Below are 15769 nucleotides of genomic sequence, written 5' to 3' on the forward strand. Positions count from 1 at the left end.
TTGCGTGCCGGTGTTGCCGTTGGCCTGATGCACATTGCTTTGAATGTCGATACCGGCAACCACCCGGCCGTAGATGGTGACGCTGGTCTGTGCTTGCGCAGATACTGCGCAGGAACCGAACAGCGCGGCTGCGCACAATGCCTTTACCGGAGTAAAGGATGGACTCATTTGCTTCATGAATAGTCTCCGTGGATTTTCTGTTTAAGTTATTTTTGCGCCGGGATTGATCGTTGACGATCTCCCAACTTATTTTTGTGATGCCTGCACCCATTACCGCCAGCGCGATCTGCAAATTGTTTTATCAAATTACAGATGTAAATACAGTGCTGCGGAGCTAGATACTAAGGATTCGCGATATGTCTTTCCAATGAATTCTTTCGCAAATCCGATACGCGATTTGATATCATCGACTCACAAAAAAAATCTCACGGAGACATATGAAAAACAGTGATCCAAACTGGTTTCTGCGAGCACGATTAAAAACACGCCAACTTCTGCTGTTAATCGCTCTCGACGACACGCGCAACATTCACCGCGCCTCCACCGAGCTCAACATGACTCAGCCGGCTGCCTCCAAGCAGCTCAAGGATCTTGAAGACATGCTCGGCGTTTCGCTGTTCGAACGCCTGCCGCGCGGCATGCGCCCCACCATCTACGGCGAAGCGATGATCCGTCATGCGCGCATGGCGCTGACGGCCTTGTCAAAAGCACATGAAGATATCGTGGCGCTCAAGTCCGGTCTGGCCGGGCAGGTCGATGTCGGCGTGATTCTCTCGCCCGGCATGGCCTTGCTGCCGCCGGCCATTGCCCGCGTGAAGGAAGAGTCGCCGATGCTGCGTATCGGCGTGCAAGTGGAGAGCAGCAACATCTTGCTGTCGCATCTGCTGCACGGCGAGCTGGATTTTCTGATCGCCCGCATTCTCGACGAGGAGAGCAGCGACAATCTGCACTATGAAGAATTGGCGGATGAACCGATCTGCGCCGTCGCACGCGTCGGCCATCCGCTGCATGCGCGCAAGAATCTGGCCTTGTCCGACATCGCCAACGAAGCCTGGATCATGGCGCCCAAGGGCAGCATCTTGCGTGCGCGCTGCGACCGCATGTTCCGCGAAGAAGGGCTGGCGCCGCCGGCCAATGTGGTGGACACCGCCGCCATTCTCTTCATCACCAGCCTGCTGCAGCAGACCGATTTCCTGTACGCGATGCCGACCGAAGTGGCGCGCTATTACACGCAGGCGCGACTGATGGATATCCTGCCCATCGAGCTGCCCTGCCGCATGGACGGTTTCGGCATCATCACGCGACGCGATCATCTGCTGTCGCCGGGCGCAACGATCCTGCTGGATTCGATACGCGATGTGGCGAAGATGATTTACTGAGGCGCTGTCGCCGATCGGCGACAGCTTTTCATGCTCACTTCAGAGCGCAAGCAGCCCCCACAAAAGAACGGCGCCCCCGTCTGGAGGCGCCGTTCTTTTTTACGTCGGTGGCCGGATCAATTTCGATGACGACAGGGGCTCAGACCCAGCCGGCATCCACGATGAATTCCTGCGCAGTGCACATCAGGCTGTCGTCGGAGGCAAGGAACAGCACCATGCGCGCCAGATGCCAGGGCAGCAACTCGCCTTGCAGACATTGATTGCGCTTGATCGATTGCTTGCCTTCCTCATCCAGCCACAGCGCGATCTGACGCTCGGTCATGACCCAGCCCGGCGTCACCGTATTGACGCGAATCTTGTGCGGACCGAGATCGCGCGCGAGGCCGCGCGTCAGGCCCAGCACCGAAGACTTGGCAGTGGTGTAGACCGGGAAGCCGCCGCTGGAACTGTGCCAGCTGATAGAGCTGAAATTGATGATGGAACCGCCGCCCTTTTTCTTCATGCCCGGCACCACCGACTGCACCGCGAAAAAGGATGGACGCTGATTGATGGCGATGCGGTTGTCCCAATATTCCAGCGTCACGTCTTCCAGCTTGTGGCGCTCGTCGTTGGCGGCATTGTTGACCAGCACGTCGAAGTCGCCGATCTGTTCCGCGATCTCGGCGATGTCTTTTTGCAGCGCGGCGATATCGCGCAAGTCGCAATGACGGAATACCGGCTTCGGCAAACCGGCGTCGGCCAGCTTGCGGCACAGCACTTCGCTGGCTTCGGTGGCGATATCGACGAAGGCGACCAGCGCGCCCTGCTCGGCCAATGCGCTGACGATGGCGGCACCGATGCCGGTGCCGCCGCCGGTGACGAAGACCCGTTTACCGCGCAGGCTGGGGTAGCTGGCCAATTGATAAGTGTCTGACATGTGTGCTCCTGTATGCGTATTGATGTGTTCAGTGGGCGGCGATCAGTGCGAATGCTTGGGCACGCCGGCGCCGCGGCAGCCGACCAGAAAATCGAAATCGCAACCCTGATCCGCCTGCAGCACGCGGTCGATGTACAGCGACTGATAACCGCCCTGCATCGCCGGTACTTTTTCAGCCTGCTGCGCAGCACGTTCGGTCTGGCGACGCGCCATTTCTTCGTCGCTGATGTCCAGATGCAAACGCCCGGCGTAACCGTCCAGCTCAATGAAATCGCCATCCTGCACGATGCCCAGCGGACCGCCGGCAGCCGCTTCCGGCGCCACGTGCAAGACCACGGTGCCGTAGGCGGTGCCGCTCATGCGCGCATCGGAAATGCGCACCATGTCTTTCACGCCCAGCGCCAGCAGCTTGGGCGGCAGGCCCATGTTGCCGACTTCAGCCATGCCGGGATAGCCCTTGGGGCCGCAGTTCTTCATCACCAGCACCGAGCTGGCATCGACCTCCAGATCGGGATCGTTGATGCGTTCCTTGTAGTGCGAAAAGTCCTCAAACACCACCGCCTTGCCGCGATGCTTCATCAGCTCGGGCGAGGCCGCCGAAGGTTTCAGCACCGCACCGCGCGGCGCCAGATTGCCGCGCAGGATGCACATGCCTCCGTCATCGATCAGCGGATTTTGCAGCGAACGAATCACTTCGTCGTTGTAGATCGGCGCAGTCTGGGTGTTTTCCCAGATGGTCTGACCGTTGGCGGTCAGCGCGTTCTTGTGCGGAATCAGATCGGCTTCGCCGAGACGGCGCAGCACCGCCGGCAAGCCGCCGGCGTAATAGAACTCTTCCATCAGGAACCGGCCCGAGGGCTGCAGATCGACGATGGTCGGCGTGCCGCGTCCTATGCTGGTCCAGTCTTCCAGCTCCAGGTCGACGCCGATACGGCCGGCGATGGCCTTGAGGTGAATCACCGCATTGGTCGAACCGCCGATGGCGGCATTGACGCGAATCGCATTTTCAAAGGCTTCGCGCGTCAGGATCTTGGACAGGCGCAGGTCTTCCCACACCATGTCGACGATGCGCATGCCTGACATGTGCGCCAGCACATAGCGGCGCGCATCAACCGCCGGAATCGCGGCGTTATGCGGCAGCGAAGTGCCCAGCGCTTCGGCCATGCAGGCCATGGTCGAGGCTGTGCCCATGGTGTTGCAGGTGCCGGCGGAGCGCGACATGCCGGCTTCCGCCGACATAAATTCATGCAGGCTGATGGTGCCGGCCTTGACCTGTTCGCTGAGTTGCCAGACCACGGTGCCGGAACCAATGTCCTTACCGTGATGCTTGCCGTTGAGCATCGGACCGCCGGTCACCACGATGGCCGGCACGTCGCAACTGGCGGCGCCCATCAGCAGGGCCGGCGTGGTCTTGTCGCAGCCGGTCAGCAAGACCACGGCGTCGATGGGATTGCCGCGTATCGACTCCTCGACGTCCATGCTGGCCAGATTGCGCGTCAGCATCGCGGTCGGTCGCAGATTCGATTCGCCGTTGGAGAACACCGGAAACTCGACCGGGAAACCGCCCGCCTCAATGATGCCGCGCCGCACGTGTTCCGCGATCTTGCGGAAGTGAGCATTACATGGCGTCAGCTCGGACCAGGTGTTGCAGATGCCGATCACCGGCTTGCCTTGAAATTCGTGATCCGGAATCCCCTGGTTCTTCATCCAGCTGCGATACATGAAGCCGTTCTTGTCGGCGGTGCCGAACCACGCCGCCGAACGCAGCTTGCGGGTCTTGTCTTTCTTGTCGTTCATCCTGAGGCTTTCCGTTTTTATAGGTGTTGCTGCCGGGTCTTGCTGAAACTGCGCTTGATGCGTCGGCTTACTTGTTCTTGTTGTAGACGTCGAAGCACACCGCCATCAGCAGCACCAGACCCTTGATCATCTGTTGATAGTCGATGCCGATGCCCATGATCGACATGCCGTTGTTCATCACGCCCATGATGAAGGCGCCGATCACCGCGCCCATCACCTTGCCGACGCCGCCCGAGGCCGATGCGCCGCCGATGAAGCAGGCTGCGATCACGTCCAGCTCGAAGCCGAGACCGGCCTTCGGCGTCGCGGTATTCAGACGCGCCGCGAAGATCAGGCCGGCCAGCGCTGCGAGTACGCCCATGTTGACGAAGGTCAGAAAGCTCACGCGCTCGGTCTTGATGCCGGACAGCTTGGCCGCCTTTTCATTGCCGCCCACCGCGTAGACGCGACGGCCCAGCGTGGTGCGATTGGTGACGAAGGTGTACAGCACCATCAGCGCGAACATGATGATCAGCACGTTCGGCATGCCCTTGTAGGTCGCCAGCAGATAACTGAAGGCGATGATGATGACCGAGAACACCACGTTCTTGAGCAGGAAGAACAGTTGCGGTTCGTCTTCCATGCCGTGCTTGGTCTGCTTGCGGCGGCCGTGAATCTTGACCGCGATCAGCACGATGGCGGCGACAATGCCGACGATCAGCGAGGTGGTGCGGAACTGGGCGTTGCCGGTCACCTCAGGAATGAAACCCGAGCTCAGCATCTGGAAGGCCGGCGGGAATGGTCCGAGCGACTGGCCTTGCAGCAGCGCCAGCGCCATGCCCTTGAACACCAGCATGCCGGCCAGCGTGACGATGAAGGACGGGATCTTGAAATAGGCGATCCAGTACCCCTGCGCGGCGCCGATGACGCCGCCTGCGATCAGACAGATGATAGAGGCCGACACGAAATCCATGCCGTAGTCCACCATCAGCACCGCCGCCAGCGCGCCGATCAGACCGACCACCGAGCCCACCGACAAGTCGATGTGGCCGGCCACGATCACCATCAGCATGCCCAGCGCCATGATCACGATGTAACTGTTCTGCAGCACCAGATTGGTCAGATTGAGCGGCCGCATCAGCGTGCCGTCGGTCATGATCTGGAAGAAGATCATGATCGCCGCCAGCGACATCAGCATGCCGTATTCGCGCATGTTGTTCTTCAGAAAACCGGCATAGTCCTTCTTTTCGGTCTCTGCGCCGGCTCCGGCCAGCGCCGATTTCTTGCTCATGTTGATGCTCTCCATTCTTCTCACTCCTCAGACACGTACGTTGCGCACAATTGCACGCATGATTTTTTCCTGGCTCACATCCTCATCGCTGAATTCACCGACGAACTGCCCTTCGTTCATGACATAGATGCGATCGCACATGCCCAGCAGCTCCGGCATTTCAGAAGAAATCATGATGATGCATTTGCCGTCTGCCGCCAGGCGGCTGATGATGTTGTAGATCTCGAACTTGGCGCCGACGTCGATGCCGCGTGTGGGCTCGTCCAGGATCAGCACTTCCGGGCTGGAAAACAGCCATTTGCTGAGCACCACTTTCTGCTGGTTGCCGCCGGACAGGTTGACCACCTTCTGCAGGACGCTGGAACAGCGGATCCGCATCTGGCTGCGGAAGTCGCTGGCGACCTTGTATTCGCGCTGCTCGTCGATCACGGTGCGTTCGGACACCCCGCCCAGATTGGCCAGAGAAATGTTTTTCTTTATGTCGTCTTCCAGCACCAGGCCATCGCCCTTGCGGTCTTCCGTGACGTAGGCGATGCCCTTGGCAATCGCTTTCTGGATGGTGCTGAGATCGGCTTCCTTGCCATGCATGAAGGCCTGGCCGCTGATCTTCTTGCCGTAGGCGCGGCCGAAGATGCTCTTGGCCAGCTCGGTGCGGCCGGCGCCCATCAGGCCGGCGATGCCGACGATTTCGCCGGCGCGCACATGCATGTTGACGCCCTTAATGACTTCACGGTCCGGATACAGCGGATGGTGCACGCGCCAGTCGCGCACTTCGAGAATGATGTCGCCGATTTCCGGCGTGCGCTGCGGATAGCGGTCGGCCATCTCGCGCCCCACCATGTTCTGGATGATGCGGTCTTCGCTGATGGCTTCCTGGCGGCAGTCGAAGGTATCGACGGTGGCACCGTCGCGCAGTACCGTAATCGAATCGGCCACCTTGGAAATTTCGTTGAGCTTGTGCGAGATCAGGATCGAGGAAATACCCTGGGTCTTGAGTTCCAGCAGCAGCTCCAGCAAGGCATCGCTGTCGCTTTCGTTGAGGCTGGCGGTCGGCTCGTCGAGGATCAGCAGTTTGACTTCCTTCGACAAGGCCTTGGCGATCTCGATCAGCTGCTGCTTGCCGACGCCGAGATTGTTGACCAGCGTCAGCGGCGATTCCTTCAGGCCGACCTTGGCCAGCAAGGCCTTGGCGCGCGCGTAAGACTGTTCCCAGTCGATCACGCCGGCACGCGCTTGTTCATTGCCGAGGAACAGATTTTCCATCACCGACAGCAGCGGCACCAGCGCCAGCTCCTGATGGATGATGATGATGCCCAGATGTTCGCTGTCGCGGATGTTCTTGAAGGCGCGCACGTCGCCTTGATAGACGATGTCGCCGGAATAGGAACCGTGGGGATAGACGCCGCTCAGGACTTTCATGAGCGTGGATTTACCGGCGCCGTTTTCGCCGACGATGGCGTGAATCTCTCCTTCACGCACCGCCAGGTTGACGTTGTTGAGCGCTTTCACACCCGGGAAACTCTTCTCGATGCTGCGCATTTCCAGAATGTTGTTCATGATGCGGACCTCTTGTTCTGCACCGGCGCCGGGCATTCTGCTGCCGCGCCGGTCTTGCGGTTTGACTGGGTCGAGCCGACAGGTGATATGCCTGCCCGGCGGCCTTGCGTGTGCGGCTTAAGGTCGAACGCAATGATCCCGCACAGAAGCGGGACCATGCTTGTTGCTTATTGCGATGTCATGTGGCGAAGGCGAAAGAAGGACGGCGGCGCGCTGGTTCAGGAGCGGCGCCGTCCGCATCGGCTTACTTGACCTGCGCTTCGGTGTAGTAGCCGCTGTCGATCAGCACCGGCTTCCAGTTGCTCTTGTCGACCACCACCGGCTTGAGCAGGAAGGCCGGCACCACCTTGACGCCATTGTTATAAGTCTTGGTGTCGTTGATCTGTGGCTGCTTGCCGCCCAGCAGGGAATCGACCATGCCGACCGTCACCTTGGCCAGTTCGCGGGTGTCCTTGAAGATGGTCGAATACTGTTCGCCGCGGATGATGGATTTGACCGACGGCACTTCAGCATCCTGACCGCTCACGAACGGGAAGGGTTGCTGCGCCGAACCGTAGCCCACGCCGCGCAGCGAGGACAGGATACCGATACTGATGCCGTCATACGGCGACAGTACGGCATCGACGCGTGCACTGGAGTAGTAGGCCGACAGCAGATTGTCCATGCGGGCCTGGGCAGTGGCGCCGTCCCAGCGCAGGGTCGCGACCTTGTCCATGCCCATCTGCTTGCTGCGCACCACCAGCTTGCCCTTGTCGATGTAGGGCTTCAGCACCGACATGGCGCCGTTGTAGAAGAAGAATGCGTTGTTGTCGTCAGACGAGCCGCCGAACAGTTCGATGTTGAACGGGCCCTTGCCTTCTTTCAGGCCCAGCGCCTTTTCCAGCGAGCTGGCTTGCAGCACGCCGACCTGGAAGTTGTCGAAGGTAGCGTAATAGTCAACGTTCTTGGAGCCGCGGATCAGACGGTCATAGGCGATGACCTTGACGCCCTTGTCGGCCGCCTTTTGCAGCACGTCGGTCAGGGTGGTGCCGTCGATCGCGGCGATCACCAGCACCTTGGCGCCCTTGGTCAGCATGTTCTCGATCTGCGACAGCTGATTCGGGATGTCGTCTTCAGCGAATTGCAGGTCGGCCTGATAGCCCTTTTCCTTGAGCACCTTGACCATATTGTTGCCGTCGGCGATCCAGCGTGCCGACGATTTGGTCGGCATGGCCACGCCGACCAGGGATTTGCTCTGTGCGCTGACCGGGGCGCTCATGACCATCAGGCTCATGCCCATGCCAACGGTGAGGGCGGCCAGTATCGATTTGATTTTCATTGTTATGTCTCCTTGTTGATTTGATTGGCGTGTACTTTTGAGTACTTTTGTACTTGTTACACGCGGCCACTTTCGTGAATTGGCCCCATGATTTTTATTGAGGCTCTACGATAATGGCTTCACTAATACATTTCTAATGACTTTTTTGCTGAAACAGATATGGTTTTTGACATCCCTTCCCTGATTAATGACAACTCACTGACAAGCTGATGACGACGCATGATGCTGCCGGCGCCTCTCCCTGACTCCCCTTGACTGTTCTTAACCTCCCGCCAATGATTCCCGCCCCGGCTGCACACCGGTTTGCGGGGCACTGGCCTTGTGCGCGGCACGTTTTCCGCTACCCACAGAAATGATGCGCTGCGCCACGCAAAAGATGAACAGCAGCGCTCCGATGAAAATCTTGGTCCACCACGAACTGAGCGTGCCGTCGAAAGCAATCAGGGTCTGGATCACGCCTAGAATCAAAACGCCGGTCAAAGTTCCTGCCACGTAACCGTAACCGCCGGTCAGCAGCGTGCCGCCGATCACGACCGCTGCAATCGCGTCGAGCTCGGCGCCTTGCGCATGCAAACCGTAACCGGACAGCATGTAAAAAGAAAAAAGCACGCCGCCCATCGCCGCACAGAAACCGCTGAAGGCATAAATCATGACCTTGGTGCGTCCCACGGGCAGGCCCATCAGCAGCGCCGATTGTTCGTTGCCGCCGACGGCGTAGACCGCACGGCCGAAACGCGTGTAATGCCCCATCCAGATCGCCAGCGCCAGCACCGCCAGCGCGATCACCACGCTCGGCGAGATGAACACCTCACCGAACTCCAAGCGCGTCTGCGACATGGCGACGAACAGCGGATCGTCGATGGTGATGGAATTGATGCTGATCAGATAACACAGGCCGCGCGCCAGAAACATGCCGGCCAGCGTGACGATGAAGGCCTGCAATCTGAAGAAATGGATCAAGGCTCCCATGACGGCGCCGAACAGCGCGCCCAGCGCCAGCACGCAGACGATTACCAGCAGCGGCGGCCAGTGCCAGACCTGCAGCAGCCAGGCCGACAGCATGGTGGTCAGGGCCAGCACCGAGCCTACCGAGAGATCGATGCCGCCCGACAGGATCACGAAACTCATGCCGATGGCGATCACCAGCAGGTAGGCGTTGTCGATCAGCAGATTGAGCATGACCTGCGTCGACAGGAATCCGGTGTAGCCGACTGCGCCCAGGGCCAGCATCAGCAACAGCAAGGCCACTGTGATCAGCGAAGTGAAATAAGGCGCAGCGGACAGTGCCGCAAGACGGCTGGAGAGCTTCATGATTTGGCCGATCTGAAAATGCGGCGGAATTCCGGCGACTGCGACATGCACACCAGAAACACCACGATGGACTTGACCACCATGTTCACTTCCGGCGGCACGCCCAGCGAATAGATGGTGTAGGTCAGGGTCTGAATGATCAGCGCCCCGATCACGCTGCCGACCAGGCTGAACTTGCCGCCGGCCAGCGAGGTGCCGCCCAGCGTCACCGCCAGAATCGCATCGAGCTCCAGCAGCAGGCCGGCATTGTTGGCGTCGGCGCTCTTGATGTTGGCGCTGATCATCAGCCCGGCCAGACCGGCACAGGCGCTGCAGAACATGTAAACGAAGAAGATCAGCGCGGCAGTGCGGATGCCGGCCAGGCGCGACGCCACCGGATTGATGCCGACCGACTGGATGAACAGGCCCAGCGCGGTCTTGCGCATCAGGAGCGCCATCAGCACGAACATGCCGGCCGCGATGAACAGTGAAAACGGCAGGCCGAACAGATAGCCGCTGCCCAGATAAAAGAAGGGCTTGTAGTAGACCGTGACGATCTGGCCATCGGTCAGCAACTGCGCCAGCCCGCGCCCGGCCACCATCAGAATCAGGGTGGCGATGATGGGTTGCAGACCCAGCCCGGCGACCAGCAGACCGTTCCAGGCGCCGCACAGTATCGCCGCCCCCATCGCGGCAGCCAGCGCCCACACCATGGGGATATTGCTGATGGTTTGCTGCACGCCGTCCACCATCACCATCTTGCCGCCGATCAGCAGCGCGGCGACGGTGCCGGAGATCGCCACCACCGCGCCGACCGAAATATCCACGCCGCGCGTGGCGATCACCAGCGTCATGCCGAGCGCCGCCAGCATCAGCGGCGCGGCGCGATTGACGATGTCGATCACGCTGCCGTAGAGATGGCCGTCCTTGATTTCCAGATGAAAGAAACCGGGGATCATGATCAGGTCGATCAGCAGCAGCACCGCCAGCGCGCCCAGCGGGCGCAACAGCGGATGACTTCCGGCCAGACCAAACAGACGGCGCAGACCGCCCGAGCCGCCCTGCCCGGCTTCCAGTTTTGAATGAATCGACATACTCACGCACACTCTCCCGCGATCACTTGCAATACCGAGCTTTCATCCAGTTCGCCGCGCCGGTACTGGCCGCAGGCTTCGCGATCGCGCAGCACCAGCATGCGATCGCTGCAGCGCAGGACTTCGGGAATCTCGGACGAGATGAACAGAATCGCCATGCCCTTGCGGCACATGGCGATGACGAAATCCATGATTTCCTGCTTGGCGCGCACGTCGATGCCGCGCGTCGGCTCATCCAGAATCAGCATGCCCGGGTCGGTCGCCAGCCAGCGCGCCAGCAGCGCCTTTTGCTGATTGCCGCCGGACAGCAGGCCGATCGGCGTTTCGATGTCGGCAGTCTTGATGCCCAGCCATTTCACGTAATCCAGCGCGATCTGATTCTGGCGCCGGCGTGGAATCACGTGCAGCAAGCCCTGGCGCGCCTGCAGCGCCAGCACGATGTTTTCACGCACCGACAGATCCAGAATCGCGCCTTCTTTCTTGCGGTCTTCGGAACAGAAGCCGATGCCGGCGGCAATCGCATCGCGCGGCGCGTTCAGCTTGAGCGTCTTTCCGCGCACCTGCAGCTCGCCGCTGTCGGCCTTGTCGGCGCCGAACAGCAGACGTGCGGTTTCAGTCCGTCCCGACCCCAGCAAACCGCACAGACCGAACACTTCACCGGCGCGAATGTCGATATCCTGCGGCGCCAGCGCGCCCTTGCGACCGAAACCGCGCGCCTGCAAAAATACTTCGCCGGCGGCCGCCTGATTGTCGGCCACCGCCGTTGCAGCAGCGCCGGTTGAAGCAATCACCGCCGCTTCCGCACCGGCCTGCGCCCGCGCGTGATCGACGGCCGGCGCACCGACCATCTTGTTCACCAGCTCCAGCCGCGACAGCGCGCTGACCGCATATTCACCTTCGCGCACGCCGTTGCGCAGCACCGTGATGCGGTCGGAAATTTCGTAGGTCTGCTCCAGGAAATGCGTGACGAACAGAATCGCCATGCCCTGCTCGCGCAGGCGGCGCAAGACCTTGAACAGTTGCTGCACTTCCGCCTCATCCAGGCTGGAAGTCGGCTCGTCCAGAATCAGCACCCTGGCCGAGACGCACAAGGCGCGCGAGATCGCCACCATCTGCTGAATCGCCAGCGGATAGTCGGACAACTGCGCCGTCACATCCACTTCGATCTGCAACTGCGTCAGCAGACGCGCGGCTTCGGCGTGCATGCGCTTCCAGTCGATCATGCCGAAGCGGCGCGGATAACGGCCGATGAAAATATTTTCCGCCACCGACAGATTGGGACAGAGATTGACTTCCTGATACACGGTGCTGATACCCAGCTCCTGCGCATGTTGCGTCGAGCTGGCCTGAATCGGCCGCCCCTCCAGCAGCACGCGGCCGCTGTCGGGCGAATACACGCCGGTCAGCACCTTGATCAGGGTCGACTTGCCGGCGCCGTTCTGCCCCATCAGGGTATGCACTTCGCCGGCATACAGACGCAAACCGACATCGCTGAGCGCCTTGACGCCGGCGAAGGCCTTGTCGATGCCGCTCAGCTCCAGCACCGGCGACAAGGATGCATGCCGCGTGCCCCTGCTTTGATCGATTGATGCACTGCTCATCAGCACTCCGGAAAATTGCGAATGCGCGGCTGCAGCAACGCAGTTGAGCCCGTTCTCCGGGGTCAACCGCGCTGTCGCCGACGCGCAGGAATCAGGTCCGAACAGACCCGATCGGCCGATCAATATTTGCGGTTCGGGAATTCCTTGGCCGCGACTTCTGCCGGGAACACGCCTTCTTCGGTGGTGATGCGTTTCGGCACTGGCTTGCCGGCCTTGACGTCCCTGGCAATCGACATCAGTTGCGGGCCGAGCAGCGGGCTGCACTCCACCGTCACGTTCAGCTTGCCGGCCATCATGGCTTCAAACGCGCCCTTCACGCCGTCGATGGAGATCACCAGAATGTCCTTGCCCGGTTTCAGTCCGGCTTCTTCGATGGCCTGGATGGCGCCGATCGCCATATCGTCGTTGTGCGCATAGAGCACGTTGATCTTCTTGCCGTCCGCCTTGAGGAAGGCTTCCATCACTTCCTTGCCCTTGGCGCGGGTGAAGTCGCCGGTCTGCGAACGGATGATCTTCAGATTCGGATTGGCCTTGATCTCCTGCTCGAAGCCGGACTTGCGATCAATTGCCGGCGCCGAGCCGACTGTGCCTTGCAGCTCGACGATATTGATGTCGCCGGCCGGCAGGGTCTTGGCGCGTTCCAGCAGCCAGCGCGCGGCGCGCCGGCCTTCTTCCACGAAGTCGGAACCGATGAAGGTCACGTACAGGGATTTGTCGCTGACGTTGACCGCGCGGTCAGTCAGGATCACCGGGATCTTGGCGGCCTTGGCTTCGCGCAGCACGGTGTCCCAGCCCGACTCCACCACCGGCGAGAAGGCGATCACGTCGACCTTTTGCGCAATGAAGGAGCGAATCGCCTTGACCTGGTTTTCCTGCTTTTGCTGGGCGTCGGCAAACTTCAGATTGACGCCGGCCTGCTTGGCCGCGTCCTTGATCGAGACCGTATTGGCGGTGCGCCATTCGCTTTCGGCACCGACCTGCGAGAAGCCGATGGTCAGCGGCTTGTCGGCCAGCGCCAGCGAAGTGTGGCCGGCAGCAGCCGCGAATCCTATGGTGATAGCTGCGCCCAAGAGCGCTCTGCGCGTCATTTTCATTGCTTGTCTCCGTTATGGAAAATCGTCGATTTCCCTTGTTATTGGTGGCGCCGGCAGCTTGTTCATCCGTGACGGATGCGCTGTTCCGGTCGCTGGCATTCAGGCTTCATGCAAGCTCCGGCGTGCAAGCCCGGCCTGATTGCGCGGCTCAATATTAGGAGTGTGAGAAATATCTATCCAATGAATTTTTAGCGCTTTTCGATATCGTTTCGCGCATTGACAGATGCATAAGCATCGCCTAGGCCGGCGGTGAAATCACGCGCGGCGAAATTGCCGATCCGATTCACCTCGCCCTGCGGCACGCCTGTCATTTTCGATATCACTTTCCATCTTTTTTTCATTATTCCGCATCGGTGGCCGGTGATAGCATCGCCCTGATTTTGGCTTTGCCCTGTCGTGTTCAGACCGGCCGGCCGCACCACCGCAGCACTATAACGATATGCGAGACAAGCGAGACTCTATGCCCTCCCCAGCACGCGTCAATCACAGCGCCCGAGCTTTGCCGGCGCCCGTCATTCTGCAATCCGGTCGTCAGCGCCTGAGCGTGCTGCCGGATCTGGGCGGCAGCATCGCCGCCTGGGACTGGCAGCAGGACGATCGCTGGACTGCGCTGTTCCGCCCCTGGGACGGCCGCAGCCGCGATCTCTACAGCACCGCCTGCTTTCCGCTGGTGCCGTGGTCGAACCGCATTACCGACGGCGGTTTCGAGGCGGCGGGATCGCAGCAGGCGATCAGCCCGAATCGCAGCGGCGAGATCTACCCTATCCACGGCGACGGCTGGCTGCAGGCCTGGCAGATCACCATGCAGAGCGATGATCGCCTGACGCTGGAGCTGCATTCGGATCAGTTCGACGGCAATCCCTATCGCTATCACGCCAAGCAGTTGCTGACGCTGCGCGACAACGCGCTGGAACTGGAATTGCGGGTGGCCAATACCGGCCGGCAGACGCTGCCGTTCGGTCTCGGCCTGCATCCTTATTTTCCGCGCGACGCGGAAACGCGTCTGCAGTTCCGCTCGCGCGGCGTGTGGCTGTGCGGCGCCGATCCGATTCCGACCGGCTTCACCCAAGAGCTGCCGCCGGGCTGGGATTACAACCGCGCCGCCCCGGTGGACGGCGCGCTGATCGACAACTGCTATGAAGGCTGGGACGGCATCGCGCTGATCGACTATCCGCAGCACAAGCTGCGGCTGCACATGCACACGCAAGACCGCAGCGGTTACACCCTGTTGTACCGGCCGCCCGGTCTCGACTACTTCTGCCTGGAGCCGATCACGCATCCTATCGACGCCTTCCACATGCCGGGCCGCCCCGGCCTGATCGATCTCGCCCCGGGCGCCGACATGGTGCTGCTGACGCGCTTTTCGGTCAGCGAACTGTGAAAGCCATGACGCAGATGAACCAGCAGCAAGACACGGACAAGGCTGAAGAAGGCGCCACCGCGCTGATTGCACTCGACTGGGGCACCTCTTCACTGCGCTGCTATCGTTTCGACGCCGCCGGCAAGGTGCTGGAACAACGCAGCCATCCATGGGGCATCATGAATCTGCCGGCGGCGGAAGACGCCGACCAGCCCGATTGTTCCGGCCAGCACGCCGGCTTCCGCCGCGCACTGCACAAGGCCTGCGCCGACTGGATCGCTGCGGCACCCGAAGCGCCGCTGATCGCCGCCGGCATGGTGGGCAGCAAACAGGGCTGGTGCGAAGCCCCCTATCTGACGGTGCCGCTGGCGCCGGATCGCATTGGCCGCAAGCTCACGCGCGTGGAAACAGGCATCGGCGGACCGCTCTACATCGTGCCCGGCCTGCTGCAGGTATCGACGCTGCCCAATGTGATGCGCGGCGAAGAGACGCAGGTGATCGGCGCGCTGGCGCAATGGCCGGAAAAAGAAGTACTGATCGGCCTGCCCGGCACGCATTCGAAATGGGTGCGCGTGAGCAACGGCCGCATCGCCCATTTCGACACCTTCATGACCGGCGAAGTGTATGGCGCGCTGTGCGCCCACACCATCCTCGGCCGCACCATGCAACGCGATCCCTCGCAAGCCTCGGATGAGGCGGCCTTCGTGCGCGGCGCGCGCGTGGCGCAGACTGCCGACGGCAATGCCGGCGTGTTGTCCACCATCTTCAGCAGCCGCACGCTGGGACTGACCGGAGAATTGCTGCCGACCGCACAGGCCGACTATCTGTCGGGTCTGCTGATCGGCCATGAGATCGCTGCGCTCAAGCAGCTGCTGGCCACCGCCCATGATTTTTCACCGCAACGCCTCGCGCTGATCGGCGACGCCGCGCTGTGCAAGCGCTACCGGCTGGCGCTCGATCTGTACGGCGTCGGGCCGGTCACGCTGGCGCAGCAGGCGACCGAACACGGACTGTGGAAACTGGCGCGGCATGCCGGACTGGTGGCCTGATGCACCAGCCCCGACTCAGCCCCTGACATTGATCCCACATCAGC

12 protein-coding genes are annotated in these 15769 nt (G+C 61.0%); 3 read left to right on the forward strand and 9 right to left on the reverse strand.

Annotated elements, in window-relative coordinates; translation table 11 throughout:
• The first annotated feature begins 437 nt into the window (after positions 1 to 437).
• Positions 438 to 1379 (forward strand): LysR family transcriptional regulator, encoded by a 942-nt coding sequence (locus PQR62_RS23700; RefSeq protein ID WP_408160541.1) that lies wholly within the window; start codon positions 438 to 440, stop codon positions 1377 to 1379.
• Between the two features lie 139 nt (positions 1380 to 1518).
• On the opposite strand, the gene PQR62_RS23705 is transcribed toward PQR62_RS23700, so the two are convergent.
• From PQR62_RS23705 to PQR62_RS23745, 9 genes are all read right to left on the reverse strand, one after another.
• Positions 1519 to 2295 carry an SDR family NAD(P)-dependent oxidoreductase gene (locus PQR62_RS23705; protein WP_408160542.1) on the reverse strand — a complete coding sequence of 259 codons (777 nt, stop codon included), beginning with the start codon at positions 2293 to 2295 and terminating at the stop codon, positions 1519 to 1521.
• Positions 2296 to 2337: 42 nt separating this feature from the next.
• The gene (locus PQR62_RS23710; protein ID WP_408160543.1) at positions 2338 to 4092 is read right to left on the reverse strand and encodes an IlvD/Edd family dehydratase; all 1755 of its coding nucleotides are present in this window, start codon (positions 4090 to 4092) and stop codon (positions 2338 to 2340) included.
• A gap of 67 nt (positions 4093 to 4159) precedes the next feature.
• On the reverse strand, positions 4160 to 5377 hold the full coding sequence (gene mmsB / locus PQR62_RS23715) for a multiple monosaccharide ABC transporter permease (protein ID WP_408160544.1): 1218 nt from the start codon (positions 5375 to 5377) through the stop codon (positions 4160 to 4162).
• 12 nt (positions 5378 to 5389) lie between these two features.
• Positions 5390 to 6919: a multiple monosaccharide ABC transporter ATP-binding protein gene (gene mmsA, locus PQR62_RS23720; protein ID WP_408160545.1), complete on the reverse strand. Its 1530-nt coding sequence runs from the start codon at positions 6917 to 6919 to the stop codon at positions 5390 to 5392.
• Positions 6920 to 7163: 244 nt separating this feature from the next.
• Entirely contained in the window at positions 7164 to 8237 is a 1074-nt protein-coding gene (gene chvE, locus PQR62_RS23725) for a multiple monosaccharide ABC transporter substrate-binding protein (protein WP_408160546.1), read from the reverse strand.
• Positions 8238 to 8498: 261 nt separating this feature from the next.
• On the reverse strand, positions 8499 to 9548 hold the full coding sequence (gene yjfF / locus PQR62_RS23730; protein ID WP_408160547.1) for a galactofuranose ABC transporter, permease protein YjfF: 1050 nt from the start codon (positions 9546 to 9548) through the stop codon (positions 8499 to 8501).
• A complete protein-coding gene (locus tag PQR62_RS23735) occupies positions 9545 to 10627 on the reverse strand; it encodes an ABC transporter permease (RefSeq protein ID WP_408160548.1) in 1083 nt (360 codons plus the stop codon). The genes yjfF and PQR62_RS23735 overlap by 4 nt, the downstream gene beginning before the upstream one ends.
• On the reverse strand, positions 10624 to 12222 hold the full coding sequence (locus PQR62_RS23740) for a sugar ABC transporter ATP-binding protein (protein ID WP_408160549.1): 1599 nt from the start codon (positions 12220 to 12222) through the stop codon (positions 10624 to 10626). Before PQR62_RS23740 ends, PQR62_RS23735 begins: the two co-directional genes overlap by 4 nt.
• A gap of 119 nt (positions 12223 to 12341) precedes the next feature.
• Positions 12342 to 13316: an ABC transporter substrate-binding protein gene (locus tag PQR62_RS23745; RefSeq protein ID WP_408160550.1), complete on the reverse strand. Its 975-nt coding sequence runs from the start codon at positions 13314 to 13316 to the stop codon at positions 12342 to 12344.
• A gap of 460 nt (positions 13317 to 13776) precedes the next feature.
• Here PQR62_RS23745 and PQR62_RS23750 point away from each other — a divergent pair, with 460 nt between their 5' ends.
• Positions 13777 to 14697 (forward strand): aldose 1-epimerase, encoded by a 921-nt coding sequence (locus PQR62_RS23750; protein ID WP_408160551.1) that lies wholly within the window; start codon positions 13777 to 13779, stop codon positions 14695 to 14697.
• Between the two features lie 14 nt (positions 14698 to 14711).
• Positions 14712 to 15725: a 2-dehydro-3-deoxygalactonokinase gene (locus tag PQR62_RS23755; RefSeq protein WP_408160617.1), complete on the forward strand. Its 1014-nt coding sequence runs from the start codon at positions 14712 to 14714 to the stop codon at positions 15723 to 15725.
• The last annotated feature ends 44 nt before the right edge of the window (positions 15726 to 15769 follow it).

It is taken from the genome of Herbaspirillum lusitanum (assembly GCF_046025995.1).
Lineage (GTDB): Bacteria > Pseudomonadota > Gammaproteobacteria > Burkholderiales > Burkholderiaceae_D > Herbaspirillum > Herbaspirillum lusitanum_A.